Source organism: Hoeflea sp. AS60, from assembly GCF_038900115.1.
Classification (GTDB): Bacteria; Pseudomonadota; Alphaproteobacteria; order Rhizobiales; family Rhizobiaceae; genus Hoeflea.
Genome location: NZ_JBBMQP010000003.1, coordinates 117,615 through 140,121, shown reverse-complemented (window position 1 = coordinate 140,121; position 22,507 = coordinate 117,615). Strand labels below are relative to the sequence as shown.

The window sequence follows — 22,507 nt, the reverse complement described above, 5'->3', positions numbered from 1 at the left end:
GCTGTCGAGACGAGACTCGCCGAGCAAAATGTTTTGGGTTACTATCTGTGGAGCCATGAAGGCCGAGGAAGGACCATGAAACGGTATCAGCAACGCCCCCCGCTCGAGGGGCTGCGCCGGGAGATCGCCCGTGCGCGCCAGGAAAAATCCGGTGGTCAATCATCTGGCAGCTTCGTGCGCGAGACCTATCGGTTAAGCCGGGGCCAGGCGCGCGATAAGGCGCGGGAGTGGTTTTCCACCTGGCCGAAGGCCGCCTACTGGACCGAAGTCGAAAGCTGGCGTTCACTGCCGGGCGAGGGTGACACGATCGAATTCACCATGCGCCGGTTGCCGACTGCAGATTGATCGTCCAACTCGAATTCAGTCTCAACTCCCCTTCACAGATTTCTGCACCACCAACCGTGGCCCGGTTCCGGTTTCGCGGGCGCGGTCGTCAGGATTGTAGAGCTTGCAGGCTTTGAGCGAGAGGCAGCCACAGCCGATGCAGCCGTCGAGGCGGTCGCGCAGCCGTTCGAGCATGCCGATGCGGGCATCGAGATGGGCCCGGAAGCCGCGGCTGATCTTTTCCCAGTCGCGTTTGTTTGGCGTGCGCTCGAGCGGCAATTGCTTGAGCTGGGTTCGGATGTCCTCGAGCGAAAATCCCATTTGTTGCGCGATCAGGATGAAAGAGAGGCGCCTGATGTCGGAGCGGATGAACATGCGCTTTCCGCCCGGCGTGCGCCGCGCCGAGACCAGCCCCTGATCGTCATAGTAGCGGATCGCCGAGACCGCCAGGCCGGTACGGCCGGCCACTTCGCCGATTGTGAGGAGACCCTGATTGCTGTTTGCGGGCATGATGAAAAAACCTCTTGACCTCAAGTTAACTTGAGAAAGTAGCATGGTTCCAAAGTTAGGCAATCACGCGAATTTCAGGAGTAGGACCATGTCCCAAGCCGTTCTCGAACATGTCAATTTTACCGTTCCAGATGCACCTGCAACTGCCAGATGGCTGTGCGAGGTGTTTGATTGGAAGGTCCGCTGGCAGGGAGCCGCGCGCAGTGGCGGTCAGTCGATCCATGTTGGCTCGGACGATGACTATCTGGTGGTGTTCACGCCTAAGGACGGATCCTTGCCAAGTACCTCAAGCGGGGATGCGACGGGTGCGATGAACCACATCGGCATCGTGGTCGATGATCTCGATGCCGTTGAGGTCAAGGTCAAGGCGCAGGGGTATGCGACGTTCAACCATGCCGATTACGAGCCCGGACGCCGCTTCTATTTCGAGGATGAAAACGGCATCGAGTTCGAGGTGGTCAGCTATGACTGATGGCGTGTTTGGCTACAGCCCGAACCGCCGGGTGATCTCGCCGGCAATGATGGCGACGCTCATGGCGAGGTTGAGGCTGCGGCGGCCTTCGACCATGGGAATCGTCAGACGCGCGTCGGCGGCCTCATGGACCTTGGGCGGGACGCCCGCGCTTTCTCGTCCGAACAGCACCACGTCACGGGCCATGATCGTCTCCTCGCTGCCGTCGATATAGGGCGTGGCGGATTGTGTGGTCATCAGCACCAGGCGTCGGCTTTCCGACTGCCGCCAGATCTCGAATTCTTCCCATCCGTCGTGGCGGGTGAGGTTGGCCATCTCGATGTAATCCATCCCGGCGCGCTTGAGCGACCGGTCGGTCATGTCAAAGCCTGCAGGGCCAATGATGTGCACGCCGAGGCCAAGGCAGGCGCCGAGCCTCAGGATGGATCCGGTATTGCCGGGGATGTCGGGTTGGTAAAGCGCGATGAGAGGTTTGGTCATGGAGACGGTTTCTGTGGTCATTTTATCACAATATCAAGCAAGGATGTCAGGTCATGGAGCAAAAACTGACGGCGCAATCTGGCGGAATTGGCAAATCCTGTCTAAATGGCTGCATCTTCAACGCGAACCTGACGGAGGCTGACATGCGCATCATCGATACCAGCTTTCTTGCAGCGGCAAAGCCACGCTGAACATACAGGTCTAACGCGGTTTCAGTTTCACAAGTCAGCTTTCGTGCCCGAATCGCCGGGCGGCAGTCATCCTCTCGTGACCTTAGCCTGACTCTCTGTCCTGCCGGTGCATCCGAGATGCCGGCATGCGGAGTTCTTCAAGGAGACATCCATGTTTGGATGGTTTGAACGTCGACTAAACCCCTATCCCGAGGCGGTGCCGACTGCGCCGCCCGAAGGGCTCGTGGCTTTTTGCTGGCATTATTCGCGGGAAGCCGCACCCTGGCTGATCGTCCTCTCTGTCCTGACCGCGCTGATTGCCATTGGCGAAGTCATGCTGTTCGGATTTCTGGGCTCGATTGTCGATTGGCTGTCCAACACCGACCCGCAAGGGTTCCTGCAGCGTGAATGGTTGCGACTTGTGTTGATGGGTGCCGTGCTGCTTGTCGGCCTGCCGATCACGGTGATGCTGCATTCGCTGATTGTGCATCAGACCCTTCTGGGCAACTACCCGATGATCGCGCGCTGGCAGATGCACCGCTATCTGCTCAGGCAGAGTCTGAGCTTCTTTTCCAATGAATTCGCTGGTCGGGTCGCCACCAAGGTGATGCAGACGTCGTTGTCGATCCGTGAGTCGGTGATGAAGCTGCTCGATGTGTTCGTCTTTGTTTCGGTCTACTTCATCGCCATGATCGGCATGGTGGCGAGCGCCGAGTGGCGGCTGGTGCTGCCTCTGCTGATCTGGCTGGCGATCTATATCTGCCTGATCATGCATTTCGTGCCGAAGCTCAAACGCATTTCTGCTGATCAGGCCGATGCCCGCTCGGCAATGACGGGGCGAGTGGTCGACAGCTACACCAATATTTCGACAGTCAAACTGTTTTCCCACGCAGGCCGCGAGGAGGCTTACGCGCAGGAAAGCATGGACATGTTCCTTAATGCTGTGCACCGGCAGATGCGCCAGGTGACCCTGTTTGAATCGCTCGTGTACTTCAACAATTGTGTTCTGGTGTTCCTCGTTTCGGCAATGTCGATCGGGTTCTGGATGACCGGCATTGTCTCGGTCGGCTCCATTGCTGTCGTCATCGGGCTTTCGCTCAGGATCAACGGCATGTCGCAGTGGATCATGTGGGAAGTCTCGGGCTTTTTCGAGAATATCGGCATTGTTCAGGACGGCATGAGCATGATGATTCAGCCGCATGACGTGGTCGACGAGCCAGGCGCCAACGATATTGTGGCCAGGAAGGGCGGCATCATCTTCGACAATGTCCGGTTCCACTATGGCAAGCAGAGCGGCGTGATCGAAGATCTGTCTCTGACGATTGAGCCGGGTCAGAAAATCGGTCTTGTCGGAAAGTCGGGTGCGGGCAAGACGACGCTCGTCAATCTGCTGCTCCGGTTTTACAATCTGGAATCCGGGCGTGTGCTGATTGACGGCGAGGATATCTCCCAGGTGAGCCAGGACAGTCTGCGCGGCCAGGTCGGCATGGTGAGCCAGGATACGTCTCTGTTGCACCGCTCGGTGCGCGACAACATCGCTTACGGGCGGCCAGAGGCGACGGAGGCCGAGATCATCGAGGCGGCGCGCAAGGCCAATGCGCTCGACTTCATTGAAGGTCTCGAGGATCTGGCCGGGCGCACAGGAATGGACGCTCATGTCGGTGAACGCGGGGTCAAGCTTTCGGGTGGCCAGCGCCAGCGCATCGCCATCGCGCGCGTTTTCCTCAAGGACGCGCCGATTCTGGTGCTCGACGAAGCAACGTCTGCGCTCGATTCGGAGGTGGAATCGGCGATCCAGGAGAACCTGTTTGCGCTGATGGAGAACAAGACCGTGATCGCGATTGCGCACCGGCTATCCACCATTGCGCAAATGGACCGGCTGGTGGTGCTGGACCAGGGCGAGATCGTGGAAACCGGCGTGCATGACGAGATGATCAAGACAGGTGGCATTTATGCCGACCTGTGGTCGCGGCAATCGGGCGGGTTCATCGACGCGCACGAAGATGCGACGGCGGCGGAGTAGGGTGATGTCCATATTGCCAAACCCGTCGCCCGCTCTATTCTGTCGACCATGATTTTCAGACCACTGCTTGACCTTTTTGAAGGCTGGATTGATCCGTTTGTCCGGCGTTCGAGTTACCGGCCGCCCAATTCGACGCGCAAATTCCTGTGGCACTATGTCGGACAGGCGAAAGGCGCGTTTGCCGCGATGCTGGCGCTTGGCGGGCTGGTGGCGCTGCTCGAGGCGGCGTTATTCTATTTCGTCGGACAGCTGGTCGATGTGCTTGATGCGTCGGAACCCGCTGCAGGATGGGACGGACTGATCGCCGCGCATGGTCCTGCGCTGGCCTTCATGTTGTTTGTTGTGGTGCTGGCGCGGTTTGCTGTGGTCACCATCGCGGCGCTGGTTGAGGAGCAGGCAGTGGTGCCGGGATTCTTCAATCTCGTGCGATGGCAGGCCTATTCCCATGTGTCGCGGCAGAACCTGGCGTTTTTCCAGAACGATTTTGCAGGCCGCATTGTCTCAAAGGTCTGGTCGGCGGGCCAGGCCACCGGCGATTTCATGGTCTCGCTGCTGCAGGTGGTCTGGTTCATCATGATCTACACCGTCACCACCATGGCGCTGGTGGCGCAGCTGGACTGGCGGTTGTCAGCGCTGGTTCTCGTGTGGATCGTGGTGTTCGGCTTGCTGGCCCGGTTCTTCGTGCCGCGTATCCGCCGTCACGCCAGGGCAAGTGCGGAGGCTTCCGCCATGCTGACGGGGCGGATCACGGACAGCTATTCCAACATCCAGACGCTCAAGCTCTACGCGCGTGACGCAGACAATGACCGCTATATCCGTGAAGGGTTTGATCAGTTCATTGCCACCATTCTGCCGTTCACGCGGCATCTGACCGGGGTTCGCGCCTCGTTGGCCGCACTCTCCGGGCTGATGATTGCGATCATTGCTGGCTTTTCCATCGATCTGTGGCTGGCTGGCGCCATCTCGGTCGGCTCGGTCGCGTTCACGCTGTCGCTGGTTCTCAGGCTCAACATGCTTCTCGGACGGATGATGACCCAGCTCAACGGGCTGATGCGCAATCTCGGCACGCTGCAGAATTCGGCCGAGCTGGTGGCGCGGCCTATTGGCCTTGAGGATCGAGACGATGCCAAGCCGCTTGTGGTTCAAAAGGCAGGCATCCGGTTTGACAAGGCGAGTTTCGGCTACAACGCCGAGCGGCCGGTGATCGACGACCTGTCGCTGATGATCGCGCCCGGGGAAAAACTTGGCCTCGTTGGCCGGTCCGGCGCGGGCAAATCGACATTCGTCAATCTGCTGCTGAGGTTTTATGACCTGCAATCGGGTCGGATCGAGATCGATGGCCAGGATATTGCCAGCGTGAACCAGGAATCGCTGCGTCACTCGATCGGCATGGTGACCCAGGATACGTCGCTGCTGCATCGGTCGATCCGCGAGAACATCGTGTTCGGCCGTCCAGACGCCGATGACACGGAGATCCTTGAGGCGGCGCGGCGGGCCGAGGCGCTCGATTTTATCAACCAGCTATATGACCAACGCGGACGCAAGGGGCTTGATGCCCATGTTGGTGATCGCGGGGTCAAGCTGTCAGGCGGCCAGCGCCAGCGAATCGCCATTGCAAGGGTGATGCTGAAGAACGCGCCGATCCTGGTGCTGGACGAGGCCACATCAGCGCTCGATTCGGAAGTCGAAGCGGCGATCCAGGAAAATCTGGATGAGCTGATGCAGGGCAAAACCGTGATTGCCATTGCACACCGGCTCTCGACGATTGCCCGCATGGACCGCCTCGTGGTGATGGACAATGGCCGGGTTCTCGAGACTGGCACCCATGCCGAATTGATAGCGCGTGGCGGGCTTTACGCCGATTTGTGGGCCCGTCAGTCAGGCGGATTCATTGGTGTTGATGAAGCCGCGGAGTAGTTGGCCCAATTTCCCCGCGACATTGTGCCCCTTTGCTCTTGTCTGGTCTGGACTTCTCCTTCTATCCCGCATAGAAACCGCGCGATTGACAGAATTCCGCCGCATTGTCGTTCGTGGCCGAATCTGCCTATAGCGGACCAAGTGGATCTGCGTGGGGCAGTGAGACGGGATACTTGTCCAGACGCAGCTTGAAGAGGACGTTGAGCCGTGAGTGAGCCAATGACACAAAGCGAAGGCACGGGCGAACCGACCCGTCGCGATTTTCTTTACATCGCTACCGGAATGGCGGGCGTGGTCGGCGCAGGCAGTTTCGCCTGGCCGTTCATCGACCAGATGCGTCCGGATGCTTCGACACTTGCGGTGTCCTCGATTGAGGTCAACGTCGAGAGCCTGGAGCCGGGAATGTCGCTGACAGTAAAATGGCGCGGCAAGCCGGTGTTCATCCGCAACCGCACCGAAGCTGAAATCGAGGAAGCACAAGCTGTTGCGCTTGCCGATCTCAAGGATCCGGTTGCGCGCAACGCAAATATTTCCGGTGCGGCCGAGGCGACCGACATTGATCGTTCGGCTGGCGAAGGCAAGGAAAACTGGCTGGTGATGATCGGCGTCTGTACCCACCTGGGTTGCATTCCGCTCGGACAGGCCGGTGACTTCGGTGGTTGGTTCTGCCCTTGCCACGGCTCGCACTACGACACGGCTGGCCGTATCCGTAAGGGTCCTGCGCCGCAAAACCTGCCGGTTCCGGTGTTTTCCTTCGTGTCTGACAGCGTCATCAAAATCGGTTAAGGGGCAGTAGACCATGAGCAGTGATCATTCGACCTATCAGCCCGCTACCGGTTTCGGAAAGTGGATGGATGCACGCCTCCCGCTTATGCGGATGGTGCATGACAGTTTCGTCTCCTACCCGGTGCCGCGGAACCTGAACTACGCCTACACTTTCGGCGGCATCCTTATGGTGATGCTGGTGGTGCAGCTTCTGACCGGCATCGTGCTGGCGATGCATTATGCGGCTGACACCGCGATCGCCTTCCAGTCGGTTGAAAAAATCATGCGCGATGTGAACTCCGGCTGGCTGCTGCGCTACATGCATGCCAACGGCGCGTCGTTCTTCTTCGTCGCAGTTTACATCCACATCGCCCGCGGCATGTATTACGGCTCCTACAAGGCTCCACGCGAAGTGCTGTGGATCCTTGGCGTCGTGATCCTGCTTCTGATGATGGCAACAGCGTTCATGGGCTACGTTCTGCCTTGGGGCCAGATGTCGTTCTGGGGGGCTACGGTGATCACCGGCTTCTTCACGGCTTTCCCGGGCATCGGCGAGCCGATTCAGCAGTTGCTGCTTGGTGGCTTTGCGGTCGACAACCCGACACTCAACCGCTTTTTCTCGCTGCACTACCTGCTGCCGTTCATGATCACCGGCGTTGTGATCCTGCACGTCTGGGCGCTGCATGTGACCGGTCAGACCAACCCGACCGGCGTTGAAGTGAAGTCGAAGACCGACACCGTGCCGTTCACGCCGTATGCAACCGTCAAGGACGGTCTGGCGATGAGCATCTTCCTCATGGTGTTCGCCTACTTCATCTTCTTCATGCCGAACTTCCTCGGCCATGCGGACAACTATATCCCTGCGGACTCGTTGAAGACCCCGGCGCACATCGTTCCTGAATGGTACTTCCTGCCATTCTACGCGATCCTTCGCGCCATCACCTTCAATATCGGACCGATCGACTCGAAGCTTGGCGGCGTGCTTGCCATGTTCGGCTCCATTGCGGTGCTGTTCGTGCTGCCCTGGCTCGACACTTCGAAGGTTCGTTCGGCGGTCTACCGGCCCTGGTACAAGCTGTTCTTCTGGATTTTCGTGGCCAACGCGATCTTCCTAGGCTGGCTCGGCGCCAAGCCTGCTGAAGGCACCTACACGACGATGGCGCAGATTTCGACATTGTACTACTTCGGGTTCTTCCTGATCATCCTGCCAGTGCTGGGTCTGATCGAAACGCCGAAACGTCTGCCGAACTCCATTACCGAAGCCGTGCTCGCCAAAAAGGGCGGCAATGGCGGGGCTGCGGCATCCGCGGCTGCGTCACCAGAAACCCGCGGCTGAGCGGCGAGACGGAAAGGATCCGAGATATGAAAAAGCTTCTTGCAAGCATCGTTCCGTTCGCTCTGGTCGCCATGATTGGCGCGGGCTCGGCTGTCGCAGCCGAAGGGGAGGGCGCAACCCCGCACTACCCCATTCATCATCCAAAAGAGCAGTCCTGGTCGTTCTCAGGGCCCTTCGGTACCTATGACAAGGGCCAGCTGCAGCGCGGCCTGAAGGTCTACACCGAGGTGTGCGCGGCTTGTCACTCGATGAACCTTGTCGCCTTCCGCACACTGGAAGATCTGGGTTATTCCGAAGACCAGGTCAAAACTTTCGCGGCGAACTATGAAGTTCAGGACGGTCCGAATGATGAAGGTGAGATGTTCACCCGGACTGCCATTCCGGCGGACTACTTCCCGTCGCCTTTCCCGAATGACCAGGCGGCCGCCTACGCCAACAATGGTGCAATTCCGCCTGACTTTTCGCTTCTTGCCAAGGCACGGTATGTCGAGCGCGGCTTCCCGCAGTTCATTTTCGACATTTTCACCGGCTACAACGAGAGCGGTCCGAACTACATCTACTCGCTGCTGACCGGCTATGAAGAGCCACCTGAAGGTGTGGAGATTGCTGAAGGCACGCATTACAACCCGTACTTCATCAGTGCTGCAGCGCTCGCCATGGCTCAGCCGATCGATGACGGTTATGTCACCTATGATGACGGATCGCCCGAGACACTGGACCAGTATGCTCATGACGTCGCTGCGTTCATGATGTGGGCAGCAGAGCCGCACATGGAAGACCGCAAGCACACCGGCTTCATGGTGATCCTGTTCCTGGCGATCTTCTCGGCGCTGATGTTCCTGACCAAGAAGGCTGTGTACTCCAACAAGGAGCACTGATCCCTTTCTCAGGATCCGTTCTGTATCGAAAGCGCCGCCTTCGGGCGGCGTTTTCATGTTCAGTGCTTTCCCCTTGACGCTTGCCAGACTTGAGGCGAGCCGATGGGCCGCACGTGTCGTGGAGTTGGCCTGGCCACGAAAGAGGCTTGCACAGGGGGTGGGCCCGCCGCACATTGAGACATCCATACAGGAGCTAACATGTCTGATCTCGAAGACGAACTTCGCGCGTCCATCCGCACCATCAAGGACTATCCCAAGCCGGGTATTCTGTTCCGTGACATCACCACCCTTTTTGGTGCGCCGCGAGCCTTCCGGCGTGCGGTAGACGAGCTGGTGCATCCCTATGCGGGTCTCAGGGTGTCGAAGGTTGCCGGCATCGAGGCGCGCGGGTTCATTCTCGGCGGTGCGATGGCGCATCAGTTGTCGGCAGGCTTTGTGCCGATCCGCAAGAAGGGCAAGCTGCCGCACCACACCGTCCGCGTGGCTTACAGCCTCGAATATGGCGTCGACGAGATGGAGATGCACACTGATGCGGTGGCTGAGGGTGAAAGCGTCATTCTGGTCGACGACCTGATTGCAACGGGTGGCACGGCGGAAGGTGCCGTCAAATTGCTTCGTCAGATGGGCGCCAACATCGTTGCCGCCTGTTTCGTGATCGATTTGCCGGACCTTGGTGGCCGCAAGAAGCTCGAGGATCTCGGCGTTCAGGTGCGCACGCTGGTGTCCTACGAAGGCCACTGACAGCTGCAAGAGGCTGCTGCTGGCGGCAGCTATCCGTGGGCCAGATGTCGCGCTGAACGTGTGTTCTGCGCCGGGATGTCAGGTCGTTTGGTCGATGCCGTCAGGGAGCCGGATCAGTGCTGCGGAATCAAAGCTCATGACCAGCTCGCCAGCCTTGTTCCGGGCTTCTGCGGACGATTCGAGGATCGACCAGCCGGGACGTGAGTTCAATGGCCTTGTGCCCCTGACAGTGCGCGAGTAAGAAATCTCGTCTCCGGCAAAGACAGGTTTGAACCATCTCAGATTACGGATCCCTGGAGAGGGACCGAATTCGGGGAGTGAACGGCCCTCGGCGACCGCTTGCTTTGTGTCAGCCTCACTGGCAGCGATGTTGAGCTTCATCCACGTCGCCGCAGTCTGCCAGCCTGATGCGCACAAGCCGCCAAACATGCTGGCCTTTGCGGCTTCCGCGTCAACATGAAAGCGTTGCGGGTCAAATTGTTGCGCAAAGGCAATGATCGCATCCGCGGTGAATACGTAGCTTCCCAATTCCCTGCGAGCGCCTGGCTCTAACGAAGAATCGATACTCATGAACTGGCACTCCCGGGGTTCCGTAGACGGATCATCACCGGGTTTTCCGATTCCAGCACGGTTTCACCGTTCTGGTTTCGCAATTCATGGCGAAGGCTGACAATGCCAATGCCTGGCCTGGACTGCGATTCCCGGCTGTCGAGCACCCGTGTTTCCCCGGACAGCACGTCGCCGGCGAGGACAGGTTTCTTCCATTTGACGTAGTCGATGCCCGGAGCACCTTCTGCCGCTGTCCGGAGAAGGTAGGCATCGGTCATCATGCGCATCATCATGGAGCAGCTGTGCCAACCCGAGGCGGCCAGCCCGCCCAGAATAGACTCCTTGCCCGCTTCTGCATCGAGATGCATCGGCTGCGGATCATATTCCATGGCGAATGCAATGATTTCGTCCGCCGTGACATTCTTGGGTCCGAGAGGGAACACTTTCCCGGGGGGCATGTCCTCAAAATGGAGAAGGTCGTCCTTGGGCATGGATTTGAAGCTTCCTCTGTATGGCTTGAAACCTAACCTATTGGAATTTATTCAGGTATGGAAGGTCAGCGCCGATCCGGCTAATTGATTTTGCCTTGGTCCCGCTGGCCTGCCTGAACAGACTGGCGATCGCATCGGCCTTATATGTTGATCCCCGTCAAAGCGCTTGTTCCTGCATGCTCTAGTTTGTTTGAAATTCGGTGTGTTTGCCGAATGAAAGAAAAACAGGAGCTATAAATGTTCAATTCAAATGTCGGTGGCCTGGATCGCGCACTGCGCATCATCGCAGGCCTGGTGTTGATCGCGTTGTTCTTTGTCTATCCTGATGCATCCTGGCGCTACTTTGCGCTGATTGGAATTGTCCCGCTCGCGACCGGCCTGTTTGGCACTTGTCCGCTCTATTCGATTATTGGTCTATCTACCTGTCCGGTCAAGAAGGCCTGACGCAGCGGCGCTTGTCTGTCGGCCGTGCGCCCGAGTTTTCAAGCTCGGGCGTGTTTGTGTGCCAAGGCAAGCCGGGAATTCGCCACTTGCGGCCCGTGAGCGCCGACCGTGGCACCGGCGACCCCGCCAAAATGGCTGCCTCAGCTTTGAGAGCGTATGCCCTCAGGTGTTGAAGCGGAAGTGAATGACGTCACCATCCTGAACGACGTATTCCTTGCCTTCGTCACGCGCCTTGCCGGCTTCCTTGGCGGGAACTTCACCGCCGAGCGTGACATAGTCATCATAGGCAATTGTGAAGGCCCGGATGAAGCCGCGTTCGAAATCCGTGTGGATGACCCCGGCGGCGGCAGGTGCCTTGGTGCCGCGCTCGATCGTCCAGGCGCGGGTTTCCTTCGGGCCAACGGTGAAATAGGTGATCAGGTCGAGGAGCTGGTAGCCCGCGCGGATCAAGCGGTCGAGGCCTGCTTCGTCCAGACCAAGGGCTGAGAGGAATTCCTTTGATTCCTCATCCGGCAGCTGCGCCACTTCCGATTCAATGGCTGCAGAAATGACGATGCTTTCGGCACCCTGTTCTGCGGCCATCTTGGCGACGGCTTCAGTGTGCGCATTACCCGTTGCAGCATCTTCCTCGGATACGTTGCAGACATAAAGCACGGGATGCGATGTCAGAAGGTTCAGGCCCTGGAGGATCTCGATGTCCTCAGCGGCCAGGGACTTCAGCATGGTGCGGACTGGTTTGCCGTCCTGCAAGAGCTTCAACGAAGCTTCCATCATCGGCAGGACCGTCATTGACTCCTTGTCCTTGGAGCCGGCGCGCTTGCGGGTCTGCTCGGTGCGGCGCTCAAGGCTTTCAAGATCGGCAATCATCAGTTCGGTTTCGATGGTCTCTGCATCGCCAACCGGATTGATGCGCCCCTCGACATGGGTGATGTCATCATCCTCGAAACAGCGCAGCACGTGAACGATGGCGTCGACTTCGCGAATGTTGGCGAGGAACTTGTTGCCGAGACCTTCGCCCTTGGAGGCGCCGCGCACAAGGCCGGCGATATCGACAAACGAGATCCGGGTCGGGATGAGTTCCTTGGAGCCGGCGATCGACGCGAGCTTCTGCATCCGCGGGTCGGGTACTGCGACTTCGCCGGTGTTGGGCTCAATCGTGCAGAACGGATAATTTGCCGCCTGCGCGGCGGCCGTCCGCGTCAGCGCATTGAACAGTGTGGACTTGCCGACATTGGGCAGGCCGACGATGCCGCATTTGAAACCCATGGAATTGGTGTCCTTCGAGTAGATACTTGCGGCTTTGTATGGATGTGGCGTGCCGCGTCAAGGGGCGATCCGGCGGCGAGTTGCCAACTTGCCGCCAAATTAGTGCGTTCGCCCGGTTAAAGAAGGCCGCTCAGACCGCGATGGCGGAACGATAGGCATCGTTTCGCGGAGGGGTGCCGAACTTGCGCGAATATTCACGGCTGAACTGGGTGGGGCTCTCGTAGCCAACATCATAGGCCGCAGACGATACCGATACCCCATCGATGGCGATCAGGCGCCGCGCTTCCATCAGGCGCAGATCCTTCTGGTATTGAAGCGGCGTGGTTCCGGTGATCTGCTTGAAGTGCTCGTGAAACGATGACGGGCTCATGCCCGCCTCATCGGCAAGGCCTGCCACTGCCAGTGGTGCGCGGTAATCAGTGCGGATCTTGGCAATGGTACGGGATATCCGGCTGGCATGGCTGTCGCGCTGCATCAACTGCCTGAGCATGCCGCCATGACTTGCCATAAGCAGCCGGAAATGGATTTCCTTGAGGATGAGGGGCGCCATCACCTTGGCCTCGACGGGGTCGGAGGTGAGGGCGAAATACCGTGCAATCGCCTCAACCAGCCTGAAATCGGTCATGTTGGTCGAAAGCGATCGCGCCTGGCGCTCTTCGAGAAAGGCGTTTCCGACTTCATCGCTGAGACTTAGCAAGATTGCGCTGTCGAGTGCCACGATGACTGCCAGATAGGGGCGTTCCGGGCTGGCTTCTGTCACCCGTGCCATCACCGGCAGACCGTGGCTTACGATAAGGGATTGCCCGGCGCCAAATTCCACCGTCCTGTCACCGATGGAGATTTCCTTGCGCCCCTGGAGGTTAAGGCAAATGACCGGCTCATAGATCGTCGCTTCGTAAGCATTGGGCATTGTCTGACGGTGAACCCACAGTCCAGAGATGCTCGTTGCGGAACTCTTGATGGTATCGGTGCTCTTGCCGATGAACTCATCGACTTTTTGAGCGAAATCCAGCGTGGTCATGACGTGTTCCTTTCACTTCAAAGAGATACGCTCTCGGGGGCGGCAGGTCACTCTCGGATTTGCTGTTTCGGAGGAATGGGCAGAACTCCCGGAGGATATGGCAGGCTGTTCGCCCGCGCTGCGGCTTACAAGGGCACACAGCCAACCTAAGGAACCTGTCATGACCAACAAAATCGCACTTATCACCGGCGGCAGCCGCGGCCTGGGCCGCAATGCAGCCCTTCATCTCGCTCGCCAAGGGGTGGGTGTCGTCATCACATATCTCTCCCGCGCCGAGGAGGCGGCGGAAGTCGTCGCGGAAATCGAGGCACTTGGTGGCAAGGCTGCGGCCCTGCAGCTCGATACCGGGAAGACGGCAGGCTTTGACGCCTTTGCAGACCAGTTCACCAAAACACTCGGGACTGTGTGGGAGCGAGGCACATTCGACTTCCTATTCAACAACGCCGGCATGGGCATCAACGCTGCTTTTGCAGAGACAACTGAAGAGCAGTTCGACACGCTGATGAATGTCCATGTCAAAGGTGTGTTTTTCCTCACCCAGCGGCTGCTGCCGCTGATGGCCGATGGTGGTCGCATCCTCAATGTATCTTCAGGCCTGGCCCGTTTCAGCCTGCCGGGTTATGCCGCTTACAGCGCCATGAAGGGGGCGGTCGAGGTTTTGAGCCGCTATATCGCGAAGGAAGTCGGGCCGCGCGGCATTGCCGTCAATGTAATCGCTCCTGGTGCCATCGAGACCGATTTCGGCGGCGGCGCGGTTCGCGATATTGCGGATTTGAACGCCATGGTGGCGAGCAACACCGCGATGGGCCGGGTGGGGTTGCCTGATGACATCGGCGGTGCTGTGGCCTCGATCCTTCTGGGCGATAACCAGTGGATGACCGCGCAGCGTATCGAAGTGTCGGGCGGAATGTACCTGTAAGTCACGGGCGCCACGTCAGGAGCTGTTGCGAGCAGGGGCCGGCCGAGATCGCCGGTCCCTGCGGCGTCAGGGCAATCAACCCGGTGGAAAGGTTTTTGTATGATCCTGCGACGGTCAGTTCCAGGAGAGAGTGTCATGGAAACCGAGCTTGCCACCTGGCATTTTGTTGTCGCCGGTTTTGCGTTCGCGCTGTTTGGCGTGCTCGCGCATGTTGGTCGGGCGGTATTCAACGTTTTTCCCGACAAGATTTCCGATACACCGGCGGTCAACATATTCGTGTCCGGCGACTACAGTTGGGGTGACCATATCTGGGGCACGGAATTCGATGATGCCGGGTACTACCGCCTCGACAGCCTCAAGAACCTGCGGCTTTACGTGGTGTCCTGCGTCCTGGGTGGCCTTGCCGCGATGCTGTTCATGGATGGTGCAGGAGTTGGTATTGCCCAGCTTATCGATGCTGGCATCGACGCATTTGTCGATCTGTTCTGGCAGCGCATCGCGGAACTGTAATCGCTCGGGCTTTGCCGGATTTGCCTGAAATTATTGCGAAGCCCAGTAGACATCCGCCTTGCTGATGTAACCGGCTCGGTCCTGGTCCCAGCGCGTGCGGACATCGGCATTGTAATTGAGATAGAGCTTGCCGTCGGTGATGGTGAACTGCTCAGGCTCGATCGAGGCGTTGTAGCCCTGAGATGCGCCATAGGCACAGTAGCCGCCATATTGCGGGACATACTTTTCCGGGTCGGCGTCGAAGGCCGCCTTGTGGTCCTCAGAAGCGAACTGATAGATCGCTCCGTCATGCGCCGCGGTGATATCGGGGTTGCCGGGGACCGGTTTGTGATCGGTGAAATAGGCGACAGGGTCGTAGCCCTGTATCGCTATGCCGTGGAACGTCAGGTTCTTGTCGCCGGCGATTGCCGCGCCCGCAAGGATCATAAAGGCCAGAAATGACGAGGCTATCGTTCTGCCTGCTTTTTCGATCATGGTCATTTGCGCTCCTCCGGGCTTTGATCTTCAATTCAGAGCCTAGCAAATTCGCCGTTCAAGCGGGAATGACGATCGTGTGAGCTGCGTCATGGTAATCCGTGATAACGCCCCGCCGCGGTGCAGCACCTTGAAACACCGCGGCCGTGATGCAAGTATCAAGGTGTGTCAACGCTCCACCCCTCTCAGGAGGTTTTTTCGATGAGCGACAACAACACCAAAGTGGCGCCGAAGCAGAAGGTGAAACCGAAGCTCGAGAAGCCAAAGCTCTACAAGGTCATTCTGTTCAACGACGACTACACGCCGCGCGAGTTCGTCATTCTGGTGCTCAAGGCGGTTTTCCGTCTGAGCGAGGACACCGGCTACCGCCTGATGCTTACGGCGCACCGTTTCGGCAGCTGTGTCATCGTGGTGTGCACCAAGGATGTGGCTGAGACCAAGGCCAAGGAGGCGACGGATCTCGCCAAGCAGGCTGGTTTCCCGCTGATGTTTGCCACTGAGCCGGAGGAATGAGCAGGCAGCTAATAAGCTGTCCTGCTGTCTGATCGCCGTGCAGAAGCGGCTTACTCGTCCTTGTTGCCGAACAGTTTTTTCAGCATGTCGGCCATCGGGCCGGAGGTCGGCAGTTTCTTCGGCTGAGCGGAGTTGTGGGCTTGCCGGATGTGGGATTTTGCCGTCGCAGCGGGTTTGCCGCCGGCACCGGCTTTCGCAGGCTTTTCGGGCTTGGCCTGCTTTGGCTCAGCAGCTCCCGTGGCCAGCGCGATCTTGTTCAAAAAGCCAGCGTCGTCGCCCTTGGCGATCAGCTCGGCATTGTCGGCAATCGCATCGAGCAACGGCTCCAGCCATTCGGCGTCGGCCTTGGCAAAGTCGCCCAGCACATGCGGGTTGACGCGGTCCTTGTGCCCGGGATGGCCGATCCCGATCCGGAGCCGCCGGTAGTCCTTGCCGCAATGGGCGTCGATGGATTTGAGGCCATTATGGCCACCATTGCCACCACCGAGCTTGAGTTTGAGCTTGCCGGGCGCAAGATCGAGTTCGTCGTGAATGACGATGATGTCGGCAGGGCTGAGTTTGTAGAACCGCATGGCTTCGCCGACGCTGTCACCCGACAGGTTCATGAAGGTCATGGGTTTGATGATCAGTGCTTTTTCGCCGGCAAGCGTGCCTTCGGCGATTTCACCCCGGAATTTTTTCGAAAACCCGGAAAACGAATGGCGGCGGGCAATTGCGTCCGCCGCCATGAATCCGACATTGTGCCGATTCCTGGCGTATTGAGGGCCGGGATTTCCAAGTCCTGCGATGAGCAACATGGAGCCAGACCCTCAAAAATCCGCCAAGCGGCTTATTCTTCGGTTTCGTCTTCAGCTTCTTCAGAAGCGTCGTCGCCGCCAGCGGCGTTGTCGTCGCTCTTGAGGCCGGCAGGCGATGCGATGGTGGCGATGGTGAAATCGCGATCGGTGATCGTCGGCTCGACGCCTTCAGGCAAGGTGACGTGCGAAATGTGGATGCCTGCGCCGAGTTCCAGACCGGTAAGATCGATAGTGATCGAATCCGGGATGGCGTTTGCAGGGCAGTTGCACTCGACCGTGTGACGCACGACGTTGAGAACGCCGCCGCGCTTGAGACCGGGGGACTTCTCTTCGTTTTCGAAGTGAACCGGAACTTCCACAGTCACCTGGGTGTTTTTCGACACGCGCAGGAAATCGACGTGCATCAGAAAGTCACGGACGGGATCAAGCTGATAGTCCTTCGGCAGCACGGAGTGCTTCTTGCCGTCGACTTCGATGGTCACGAGAGTGGTCAGGAAACCGCCGTCGTGGATCTTCTTGGTCACATCCTTGCGCGAGAGCGCGATGGAAACAGGGTCTTTGTTGTCACCGTAGATGACAGCAGGAATCAAACCGTTGCGGCGAAGTTCACGGGCGGACCCCTTACCAACCTGTGCGCGCGCCTCGGCCTTCAGCTCATATGCAGCATTGCTCATGGCATAACCTTTCGAGGTTCTATATGGGGCTGTTTTTCGGTCACCGGCTTGCGTCGGTCCTAAAAAACATCAAGCGCCGTTTCCGGCGCTTCATCCGCGTTGCCTCCAAGGGTGTCTGCACGGACGTGGCCGCTATAGACGAGCGACCGCGCAAAAGCAAGCTTGCGAGGGGCATTTGCAAGGCTTTGGCAGGTTCAGCGACCTGCTGACGGTTCACCGGCAAGGCATTCGGATGTTTTTTGCAGGCAGGGTGGCCATTGAAGCCGAACTAGGCTTGGCCTTAGCGATGCCCCGGTTCAAGAACCTGACATAGTCGGTCGATGGTCCGGCGAACTTCAGGCAGATGGCGATCATCGTGATGGGTGACGATCCACTGGTCATGGTCGAGCTCGGGTATGGTGCCGCCGGCTCGTTTGAGCCCGCTCTGCCGGTCACCAAGGAATGTTGGCAGGAGCGCGATGCCCTTGCCGGCCAGCGCCAGGTCTAGGCTGTTGCGGGGCGATGTGACCTCGCAGACGGCATCGTTGCCGATCATCCTGTCGAGCCAGCGTGCCGATGGGGTGTCAGCCAGGACCTTGATCCAGCGTTCGGGCGCATCCTTTCTTGCAAAGGGTGCGAACTCGACGCGTGACAATTTCCGTCCGGCCAGACCGTCTTGTGTCGGACGCTGGTTGCGGAAGCCAATGACAACTTCGCGGTGTTGAATGTCGAGAGTGGCTTCGGCGGACACAAAGCGGATCCGGATGTCGGCGGGTTCTCCGGTGATGTCGTCCAGTCCTTCAAGCAGGGCGAGGGTCGTCCATGTTCCTGCGGAGACTTTTACCAGTGGTCGGTCCTTGCTGTCAGATGAAGCAGGCAGTCTGGCGATGCGGGTTTCCACCTCGGCCAGATCGTCGAGCAATTTGCGTGCTTCCTCCGTCATCTCATAGCCGCGTTCATGGCGAACGAAGAGTTCCCGCCCGAGCGAGCGTTCGAGCGCCAGCATGCGCCGTCCGAGCGTGGCGGCGCTGCGTCCGGTCACTCTGGCGGCAGGCGACAAGCCGCCTTCACGCGCGACCGCGAGAAACAGGTGAAGGTCGTCCCAGCTGATTTTCGTTTCATTCATGAAAAGAACTGTTCAAAGCGTTTCATTTCATTGCCCGCACCGAGCCATTAAAACGTGCCCACGTCAAGGGAGCGGCCCGGCGGATTTTGAAAGGAGACAAAGATGGAGAACGACAAGCCCAGCATGGGAAATGGCAATGTGCCATTTCCGCAAGCCGATAAGTCAAAGGCGCTGCGGGATGAGGACGCATTTATGGAACTGCATGGCGGATGGAGCAGTTGTGCGATTTATGCTTTGGTCGATTGGCTTTCGTTGAGCGCCCGTCTGCCCGGGCGATTGCTGCGGCCATATCGGATCGTCCGGTTCAGAACTGCGGGATCAGCGGCAGGCCCGCGAGGGCGCCGGCAAAGCTTGCCGTGATGAAAGCGGTGAGAAGGATGGCAAAGGCCCAGACGGCGAGTGATGCCAATCGTTGCGGCAGCAGTGCTACCGCCAGCAGTCCGGCGACCGGCAATGCATGCATCATATGGGTGGCGAAGAAATGCGGGGCCCGCATGTCGCCCACCTCGCGTGACCAGCCGATGATCGGCACAGTTGCTCCCGTCAAAGGCGTGCCGACCAGATGACCGGGCAGCGAGGCCATGGTTCCCGCGACCATCAGCGTCAGAATGAAAGTCAGAACCAGAGCGAGCGCAATGGACAGATGCAGGGCTGGCGCCAGGCCGGTCCGGGGATTGCGCCAGATGGCAATGCCATGAACAAGCGTCGCGGAGGTGAGCAGGACGGCAAAGAGCCCCATGAGGCCATAGATGCCCTGCATCACCGGAGTGGTCACGTTGAAATGGGACGCGACGCCATACATGGCAGCGCCGCTGACCCAGGCCAGTTCTGCCACGATCGCAAAGATGACAACGCCTGAGTAGAGCCGATAGCTGCGGCGTGCGGTCATGCCTGTTGGCAGCCAGCGGGCGAAGTAGGCAAGCGTCAGCAGATAGAGCGTCAGCGCGATCTGGAACTTGATCGGCTTGAGCCAGACGTTTTCGCCGAGAAACTGCCTGTGGTCTAGCGCCATGGCCGCCAAAGTGGGGGCGAGCGACAGGCCGATCAGCAGCCCGGTTGCTGCAAACAGCGGCTCGGCGTCAAACAGGCCGGGCTTCCGGGTTGAGCGGGAGAGGGGAGCGAAAGCCATGTCGGTCATGCGGCACCTTTGGTGGTCTGGGTTGCGAACCGGCCATGCACCAGCCGCAGGCCGAGAAATGCCAGCAGACCGATGGGGCCGAAGAGGAATGTGAGAGCCAGGCAGGGCAGGACCAGAAGATGCGGGATGGACGCGGAACGCGCGGTGCGAACCTCCCAGGCGCCGACGAACAGGTCGAATGCGAGGTAGTGCAGCCAGCCGGCAAGAGCGACTGCCGGATTGGTGAAGAGCAGCATGACATCGGGCAGGCTGCTGAACCCGCCCTCCGCACCCGACCAGTTGGCAAGAATGAGAGCGGTGTAGCCGAGCGACAGGATGACCGGAATGACAAGGCTGGCTGCAAGCTGGGTCAGCCGAGGGGCGAGCGGGGATGCCGCCAAGGCCAGCCAGCCGAGCATCGCCAGCGGGCCGGAGAGTTGAAAGAGGGTGTCGGATTGCATGGGAGAACTCCATCTGGACAGTGACTAGATCAAGGCTGAGGCTTTATCTTGTCATTGTCAAGATGAAATTGACGCTGTCCAGATGGCGCGCTATTGTTCGCTCATGCTCAAATCAAAAGATAGCTACCATCATGGCGACCTGCGCGCGGCGCTGATCAAGGCGGGCGAAGCCGTGCTTTCGGAAACCGGGGTTGCGGGCTTTTCGCTCAGATCGGTGGCCAAGAATGTCGGTGTCAGCCATTCGGCGCCGGCGCATCACTTCGGCGATGCAAAGGGACTGCTTGATGCGCTCGCCACTGAAGGCTTCAGGCGTTTTCTCGCGGCCATGCAGGCGCGACAATCAGCCGAGACGAGCAAGGACGCACGGCAGCAATTGCTTGCCTCCAGTCACGGCTATCTGGATTTTGCCATCAGCTCGCCGGCCTTGTTCAGGCTGATGTTCGCGACCGACATGTCGAACGTCAAATCAGAGGAACTGGCCGCAGCCGCACAGGCCTCGTTCATGCATCTGGCTGATGGGGTCGCCCGGCTGCGAGGCGTGTCGCCTTTCGAAGAGCCAACGGCAATGACCGATGTGATGGCGATCTGGAGCATGGTGCATGGTTTTTCGGAGCTTTACATTTCCGACAGACTTGGCTTCCCGGACTGCAAGGCGCCAGAGGACCGGGACGCGGTTCTCAACGATATCATCAAGAGAGCGATGGCCTGACCGGCGGGCTGAGCACAGGAGATGGTCGAGGCACTGAGTGCGAGAGGGGGCATTCCAATGCTGCGTATTGACCATGCAACTCCACATGAGTAGTTTTCACGAACGGGGAAATCCGGACCTCCCGTTGAGAGCCTACCACGTGCTGGAGTGGCTCCAAGCTCCGCGAAAAACGCAAGATCTTGCGGAGCGCACTCATGTCACAAAACCACAACGAAATATCTGTATCGGCAACCGAGCTGGAAACGCTTGGGGACGAAATCATCATCCTTGATGTCAGAAAGCCCGCAGCACGATCTGGGTCCGGTCTGGCAATTCCCGGCGCGCGCTGGCGGCATCCGTTCGATGCGGCAAACTGGGCGGGTGAATTCAAGGGAATGAGGGTGGCGGCGTATTGCGTCCATGGACATGAGGTGAGCCAGGCAGTGCGCGGTTATCTCGCTGATACGGGGATCGAGGCTGTGCTGCTGGAGGGCGGCTTCGAAGCCTGGAAGCAGTCCGGTCTTCCGGTCGAGCCGGTGGCTGACACCGATGCGTGAGTTCTCCATTGCGACGCCATCCTACAGCGAACTGTTCCGCATCTTTGGGCGCATCGGGCTTTTGTCCTTCGGCGGGCCAGCCGGCCAGATCGCGCTGATGCACCGCGAACTGGTCGAGGAAAGGCAATGGCTGGATGAGCCGCGATTTCTGCATGCGCTGAATTTCTGCATGCTGCTGCCCGGGCCTGAAGCCATGCAGCTGGCGACCTATTCGGGCTGGCTGCTGCGGGGTGTTGGTGGCGGCCTGCTGGCCGGTCTGCTGTTCGTCCTACCGGGCTTCGTGGTGATCATGGGACTGTCCGCGCTTTACTTCCATCACGGGGATCTGCCGGTGGTGGCGGGCATTCTGTTCGGGCTGAAAGCCGCGGTGCTGGCAATCGTCGTCGAGGCGCTGATCAGGGTGTCAAAGCGTGCGCTCAAGTCGCGTCTCGCCTGGGTGCTGGCGGTCTCGGCGTTTGTCGCCATCGCGCTGTTGAAATTGCCATTTCCGCTCATTGTGCTTGGGGCAGGGGCAATCGGCATCCTGGCTTCGGTGATCCGGCCTTCAGGTGAAATCTTGCATCTGGAGAAACTGGCCACCGATTTGCCGGGGTTGGCCGGGCCGACGCTGCGGGCGGTTCTTGTCTGGGGCCTGATCTGGCTTTCGCCGCTGGCCATGCTGCTTCTCGTGCCCGGCGTTCCCGATGCTTATGCCGCCATGGCGCTGTTCTTCTCCAAGGCGGCGATTGTCACCTTCGGCGGCGCTTACGCGGTGCTGGCCTATGTCGGGCAGCAGGCGGTGGAGGTGCATGGATGGCTGATGCCCGGCGATATGCTGGCGGGCCTTGGGCTTGCGGAGACGACGCCGGGGCCGCTGATCCTGGTGCTTGTATTTGTCGGTTTTCTCGGTGGCGCGCGGGAAGCGGGGCTTGATCCGCTGACGGGAGGGCTGATTGGCGGAACGCTGGCGATGTTCTTTACCTTCGCGCCGTGCTTCCTCTGGATCTTTGCCGGTGCGCCGCACATCGAGCGGCTGCGCTCGGTCAAATGGCTGTCAGCCGGATTGTCGGCGATCACCGCAGCCGTGGTCGGCGTGATCTGCAATCTTGCGGTCTGGTTCGCGCTTCACGTGTTGTTCGGACGTGTGCGCGAGGCCGCGTTCTGGCCGTTCACCCTGCCGGTTCCGGATGTTTCGACGTTTAATATAGCCGCACTCGCCATTGCGCTTTGTGCCAGCGTGGCGCTGCTCCGCTTCCACATCAACCTGTTCGTGCTACTTGGCGCCGCCACGCTGGCCGGTATCGCAGCCGTCTTGTTGAGCTGACC

At 59.3% G+C, this 22,507-nt stretch carries 28 protein-coding genes; 16 read left to right on the top strand and 12 right to left on the bottom strand.

Features of this window, described 5'->3' with window-relative positions; genetic code table 11:
* Window positions 1–75: 75 nt before the first annotated feature.
* Window positions 76–345: a hypothetical protein gene (locus WNZ14_RS19810; RefSeq protein WP_342870408.1), complete on the top strand. Its 270-nt coding sequence runs from the start codon at window positions 76–78 to the stop codon at window positions 343–345.
* Between the two features lie 21 nt (window positions 346–366).
* On the opposite strand, the gene soxR is transcribed toward WNZ14_RS19810, so the two are convergent.
* On the bottom strand, window positions 367–834 hold the full coding sequence (soxR, locus tag WNZ14_RS19805; protein WP_342870407.1) for a redox-sensitive transcriptional activator SoxR: 468 nt from the start codon (window positions 832–834) through the stop codon (window positions 367–369).
* 88 nt (window positions 835–922) lie between these two features.
* On the opposite strand from soxR, the gene WNZ14_RS19800 reads away from it, so the two are divergent.
* Window positions 923–1,306 carry a VOC family protein gene (locus WNZ14_RS19800; RefSeq protein WP_342870406.1) on the top strand — a complete coding sequence of 128 codons (384 nt, stop codon included), beginning with the start codon at window positions 923–925 and terminating at the stop codon, window positions 1,304–1,306.
* A gap of 12 nt (window positions 1,307–1,318) precedes the next feature.
* Here WNZ14_RS19800 and WNZ14_RS19795 read toward each other — a convergent pair whose 3' ends face one another.
* Window positions 1,319–1,786 carry a tRNA (cytidine(34)-2'-O)-methyltransferase gene (locus WNZ14_RS19795; RefSeq protein ID WP_342870405.1) on the bottom strand — a complete coding sequence of 156 codons (468 nt, stop codon included), beginning with the start codon at window positions 1,784–1,786 and terminating at the stop codon, window positions 1,319–1,321.
* A gap of 53 nt (window positions 1,787–1,839) precedes the next feature.
* On the opposite strand from WNZ14_RS19795, the gene WNZ14_RS19790 reads away from it, so the two are divergent.
* The 7 genes from WNZ14_RS19790 (at window position 1,840) to WNZ14_RS19760 (ending at window position 9,616) form a co-directional block, all read left to right on the top strand.
* A complete protein-coding gene (locus WNZ14_RS19790; RefSeq protein ID WP_342870404.1) occupies window positions 1,840–1,977 on the top strand; it encodes a hypothetical protein in 138 nt (45 codons plus the stop codon).
* A gap of 151 nt (window positions 1,978–2,128) precedes the next feature.
* Window positions 2,129–3,979, top strand: a complete 1,851-nt coding sequence (locus WNZ14_RS19785; RefSeq protein ID WP_342870403.1) for an ABC transporter ATP-binding protein — start codon at window positions 2,129–2,131, stop codon at window positions 3,977–3,979.
* Between the two features lie 48 nt (window positions 3,980–4,027).
* The gene (locus tag WNZ14_RS19780) at window positions 4,028–5,896 is read left to right on the top strand and encodes an ABC transporter ATP-binding protein (RefSeq protein WP_342870402.1); all 1,869 of its coding nucleotides are present in this window, start codon (window positions 4,028–4,030) and stop codon (window positions 5,894–5,896) included.
* Window positions 5,897–6,103: 207 nt separating this feature from the next.
* Window positions 6,104–6,682, top strand: a complete 579-nt coding sequence (gene petA, locus WNZ14_RS19775) for a ubiquinol-cytochrome c reductase iron-sulfur subunit (RefSeq protein WP_342870401.1) — start codon at window positions 6,104–6,106, stop codon at window positions 6,680–6,682.
* Window positions 6,683–6,695: 13 nt separating this feature from the next.
* Window positions 6,696–7,997, top strand: a complete 1,302-nt coding sequence (locus WNZ14_RS19770; protein WP_342870400.1) for a cytochrome b N-terminal domain-containing protein — start codon at window positions 6,696–6,698, stop codon at window positions 7,995–7,997.
* Between the two features lie 26 nt (window positions 7,998–8,023).
* Window positions 8,024–8,875, top strand: a complete 852-nt coding sequence (locus WNZ14_RS19765) for a cytochrome c1 (protein ID WP_342870399.1) — start codon at window positions 8,024–8,026, stop codon at window positions 8,873–8,875.
* Window positions 8,876–9,073: 198 nt separating this feature from the next.
* Complete coding sequence (locus WNZ14_RS19760) at window positions 9,074–9,616, top strand: adenine phosphoribosyltransferase (protein ID WP_342870398.1); 543 nt, start codon at window positions 9,074–9,076, stop codon at window positions 9,614–9,616.
* Window positions 9,617–9,694: 78 nt separating this feature from the next.
* Here the strand turns inward: WNZ14_RS19760 and WNZ14_RS19755 are convergent, their stop codons facing one another.
* Together WNZ14_RS19755 and WNZ14_RS19750 are read right to left on the bottom strand one after the other, a co-directional pair.
* Window positions 9,695–10,186 carry a MaoC family dehydratase gene (locus WNZ14_RS19755; protein ID WP_342870397.1) on the bottom strand — a complete coding sequence of 164 codons (492 nt, stop codon included), beginning with the start codon at window positions 10,184–10,186 and terminating at the stop codon, window positions 9,695–9,697.
* Window positions 10,183–10,656, bottom strand: coding sequence for a MaoC family dehydratase (locus WNZ14_RS19750; RefSeq protein ID WP_342870396.1), 474 nt, complete (start codon window positions 10,654–10,656; stop codon window positions 10,183–10,185). The genes WNZ14_RS19755 and WNZ14_RS19750 overlap by 4 nt, the downstream gene beginning before the upstream one ends.
* A 237-nt stretch (window positions 10,657–10,893) precedes the next feature.
* Here WNZ14_RS19750 and WNZ14_RS19745 point away from each other — a divergent pair, with 237 nt between their 5' ends.
* Window positions 10,894–11,100, top strand: coding sequence for a DUF2892 domain-containing protein (locus WNZ14_RS19745; protein WP_342870395.1), 207 nt, complete (start codon window positions 10,894–10,896; stop codon window positions 11,098–11,100).
* A gap of 162 nt (window positions 11,101–11,262) precedes the next feature.
* On the opposite strand, the gene ychF is transcribed toward WNZ14_RS19745, so the two are convergent.
* Both ychF and WNZ14_RS19735 read right to left on the bottom strand, forming a co-directional pair.
* Entirely contained in the window at window positions 11,263–12,366 is a 1,104-nt protein-coding gene (gene ychF, locus WNZ14_RS19740) for a redox-regulated ATPase YchF (protein WP_342870394.1), read from the bottom strand.
* Window positions 12,367–12,496: 130 nt separating this feature from the next.
* The gene (locus WNZ14_RS19735; protein WP_342870393.1) at window positions 12,497–13,387 is read right to left on the bottom strand and encodes an AraC family transcriptional regulator; all 891 of its coding nucleotides are present in this window, start codon (window positions 13,385–13,387) and stop codon (window positions 12,497–12,499) included.
* Window positions 13,388–13,547: 160 nt separating this feature from the next.
* On the opposite strand from WNZ14_RS19735, the gene WNZ14_RS19730 reads away from it, so the two are divergent.
* Window positions 13,548–14,306 (top strand): SDR family oxidoreductase, encoded by a 759-nt coding sequence (locus WNZ14_RS19730; RefSeq protein ID WP_342870392.1) that lies wholly within the window; start codon window positions 13,548–13,550, stop codon window positions 14,304–14,306.
* 135 nt (window positions 14,307–14,441) lie between these two features.
* A complete protein-coding gene (locus WNZ14_RS19725; protein ID WP_342870391.1) occupies window positions 14,442–14,816 on the top strand; it encodes a hypothetical protein in 375 nt (124 codons plus the stop codon).
* A gap of 30 nt (window positions 14,817–14,846) precedes the next feature.
* Here WNZ14_RS19725 and WNZ14_RS19720 read toward each other — a convergent pair whose 3' ends face one another.
* Complete coding sequence (locus tag WNZ14_RS19720) at window positions 14,847–15,296, bottom strand: YHS domain-containing (seleno)protein (RefSeq protein WP_342870390.1); 450 nt, start codon at window positions 15,294–15,296, stop codon at window positions 14,847–14,849.
* Between the two features lie 195 nt (window positions 15,297–15,491).
* On the opposite strand from WNZ14_RS19720, the gene clpS reads away from it, so the two are divergent.
* The gene (gene clpS / locus WNZ14_RS19715; protein WP_342870389.1) at window positions 15,492–15,803 is read left to right on the top strand and encodes an ATP-dependent Clp protease adapter ClpS; all 312 of its coding nucleotides are present in this window, start codon (window positions 15,492–15,494) and stop codon (window positions 15,801–15,803) included.
* A 50-nt stretch (window positions 15,804–15,853) separates the two neighbouring features.
* On the opposite strand, the gene pth is transcribed toward clpS, so the two are convergent.
* From pth to WNZ14_RS19690, 5 genes are all read right to left on the bottom strand, one after another.
* On the bottom strand, window positions 15,854–16,600 hold the full coding sequence (gene pth, locus WNZ14_RS19710; RefSeq protein WP_342870388.1) for an aminoacyl-tRNA hydrolase: 747 nt from the start codon (window positions 16,598–16,600) through the stop codon (window positions 15,854–15,856).
* 32 nt (window positions 16,601–16,632) lie between these two features.
* Entirely contained in the window at window positions 16,633–17,274 is a 642-nt protein-coding gene (locus tag WNZ14_RS19705; RefSeq protein ID WP_342870387.1) for a 50S ribosomal protein L25/general stress protein Ctc, read from the bottom strand.
* 280 nt (window positions 17,275–17,554) lie between these two features.
* Window positions 17,555–18,379, bottom strand: coding sequence for a LysR family transcriptional regulator (locus WNZ14_RS19700; protein ID WP_342870386.1), 825 nt, complete (start codon window positions 18,377–18,379; stop codon window positions 17,555–17,557).
* Between the two features lie 304 nt (window positions 18,380–18,683).
* Window positions 18,684–19,517, bottom strand: coding sequence for a hypothetical protein (locus WNZ14_RS19695; RefSeq protein ID WP_342870385.1), 834 nt, complete (start codon window positions 19,515–19,517; stop codon window positions 18,684–18,686).
* A complete protein-coding gene (locus WNZ14_RS19690) occupies window positions 19,514–19,957 on the bottom strand; it encodes an ABA4-like family protein (protein WP_342870384.1) in 444 nt (147 codons plus the stop codon). Before WNZ14_RS19690 ends, WNZ14_RS19695 begins: the two co-directional genes overlap by 4 nt.
* A gap of 103 nt (window positions 19,958–20,060) precedes the next feature.
* On the opposite strand from WNZ14_RS19690, the gene WNZ14_RS19685 reads away from it, so the two are divergent.
* The 3 genes from WNZ14_RS19685 to chrA all read left to right on the top strand — a co-directional run bounded on the left by WNZ14_RS19685 (window position 20,061) and on the right by chrA (window position 22,505).
* Window positions 20,061–20,666: a TetR/AcrR family transcriptional regulator gene (locus WNZ14_RS19685; RefSeq protein WP_342870383.1), complete on the top strand. Its 606-nt coding sequence runs from the start codon at window positions 20,061–20,063 to the stop codon at window positions 20,664–20,666.
* A gap of 194 nt (window positions 20,667–20,860) precedes the next feature.
* A complete protein-coding gene (locus WNZ14_RS19680; protein ID WP_342870382.1) occupies window positions 20,861–21,202 on the top strand; it encodes a rhodanese-like domain-containing protein in 342 nt (113 codons plus the stop codon).
* Complete coding sequence (gene chrA / locus WNZ14_RS19675; RefSeq protein WP_342870381.1) at window positions 21,195–22,505, top strand: chromate efflux transporter; 1,311 nt, start codon at window positions 21,195–21,197, stop codon at window positions 22,503–22,505. Before WNZ14_RS19680 ends, chrA begins: the two co-directional genes overlap by 8 nt.
* Window positions 22,506–22,507 lie beyond the last annotated feature (2 nt).

Bases quoted from the DNA above. Each gene is read 5' to 3' on its own strand.
- chrA (WP_342870381.1), top strand. From the start codon at position 21,195: ATGCGTGAGTTCTCCATTGCGACGCCATCCTACAGCGAACTGTTCCGC.
- WNZ14_RS19700 (WP_342870386.1), bottom strand. From the start codon at position 18,379: ATGAATGAAACGAAAATCAGCTGGGACGACCTTCACCTGTTTCTCGCG.
- WNZ14_RS19690 (WP_342870384.1), bottom strand. From the start codon at position 19,957: ATGCAATCCGACACCCTCTTTCAACTCTCCGGCCCGCTGGCGATGCTC.
- clpS (WP_342870389.1), top strand. From the start codon at position 15,492: ATGAGCGACAACAACACCAAAGTGGCGCCGAAGCAGAAGGTGAAACCG.
- WNZ14_RS19755 (WP_342870397.1), bottom strand. From the start codon at position 10,186: ATGAGTATCGATTCTTCGTTAGAGCCAGGCGCTCGCAGGGAATTGGGA.
- soxR (WP_342870407.1), bottom strand. From the start codon at position 834: ATGCCCGCAAACAGCAATCAGGGTCTCCTCACAATCGGCGAAGTGGCC.
- WNZ14_RS19760 (WP_342870398.1), top strand. From the start codon at position 9,074: ATGTCTGATCTCGAAGACGAACTTCGCGCGTCCATCCGCACCATCAAG.
- WNZ14_RS19745 (WP_342870395.1), top strand. From the start codon at position 10,894: ATGTTCAATTCAAATGTCGGTGGCCTGGATCGCGCACTGCGCATCATC.
- WNZ14_RS19735 (WP_342870393.1), bottom strand. From the start codon at position 13,387: ATGACCACGCTGGATTTCGCTCAAAAAGTCGATGAGTTCATCGGCAAG.
- WNZ14_RS19750 (WP_342870396.1), bottom strand. From the start codon at position 10,656: ATGCCCAAGGACGACCTTCTCCATTTTGAGGACATGCCCCCCGGGAAA.
- WNZ14_RS19785 (WP_342870403.1), top strand. From the start codon at position 2,129: ATGTTTGGATGGTTTGAACGTCGACTAAACCCCTATCCCGAGGCGGTG.
- WNZ14_RS19790 (WP_342870404.1), top strand. From the start codon at position 1,840: ATGGAGCAAAAACTGACGGCGCAATCTGGCGGAATTGGCAAATCCTGT.
- WNZ14_RS19795 (WP_342870405.1), bottom strand. From the start codon at position 1,786: ATGACCAAACCTCTCATCGCGCTTTACCAACCCGACATCCCCGGCAAT.
- pth (WP_342870388.1), bottom strand. From the start codon at position 16,600: ATGTTGCTCATCGCAGGACTTGGAAATCCCGGCCCTCAATACGCCAGG.
- WNZ14_RS19810 (WP_342870408.1), top strand. From the start codon at position 76: ATGAAACGGTATCAGCAACGCCCCCCGCTCGAGGGGCTGCGCCGGGAG.
- WNZ14_RS19730 (WP_342870392.1), top strand. From the start codon at position 13,548: ATGACCAACAAAATCGCACTTATCACCGGCGGCAGCCGCGGCCTGGGC.
- WNZ14_RS19720 (WP_342870390.1), bottom strand. From the start codon at position 15,296: ATGACCATGATCGAAAAAGCAGGCAGAACGATAGCCTCGTCATTTCTG.
- WNZ14_RS19780 (WP_342870402.1), top strand. From the start codon at position 4,028: ATGATTTTCAGACCACTGCTTGACCTTTTTGAAGGCTGGATTGATCCG.
- WNZ14_RS19695 (WP_342870385.1), bottom strand. From the start codon at position 19,517: ATGACCGACATGGCTTTCGCTCCCCTCTCCCGCTCAACCCGGAAGCCC.
- WNZ14_RS19685 (WP_342870383.1), top strand. From the start codon at position 20,061: ATGCTCAAATCAAAAGATAGCTACCATCATGGCGACCTGCGCGCGGCG.
- WNZ14_RS19680 (WP_342870382.1), top strand. From the start codon at position 20,861: ATGTCACAAAACCACAACGAAATATCTGTATCGGCAACCGAGCTGGAA.
- WNZ14_RS19705 (WP_342870387.1), bottom strand. From the start codon at position 17,274: ATGAGCAATGCTGCATATGAGCTGAAGGCCGAGGCGCGCGCACAGGTT.
- WNZ14_RS19765 (WP_342870399.1), top strand. From the start codon at position 8,024: ATGAAAAAGCTTCTTGCAAGCATCGTTCCGTTCGCTCTGGTCGCCATG.
- WNZ14_RS19770 (WP_342870400.1), top strand. From the start codon at position 6,696: ATGAGCAGTGATCATTCGACCTATCAGCCCGCTACCGGTTTCGGAAAG.
- WNZ14_RS19800 (WP_342870406.1), top strand. From the start codon at position 923: ATGTCCCAAGCCGTTCTCGAACATGTCAATTTTACCGTTCCAGATGCA.
- ychF (WP_342870394.1), bottom strand. From the start codon at position 12,366: ATGGGTTTCAAATGCGGCATCGTCGGCCTGCCCAATGTCGGCAAGTCC.
- WNZ14_RS19725 (WP_342870391.1), top strand. From the start codon at position 14,442: ATGGAAACCGAGCTTGCCACCTGGCATTTTGTTGTCGCCGGTTTTGCG.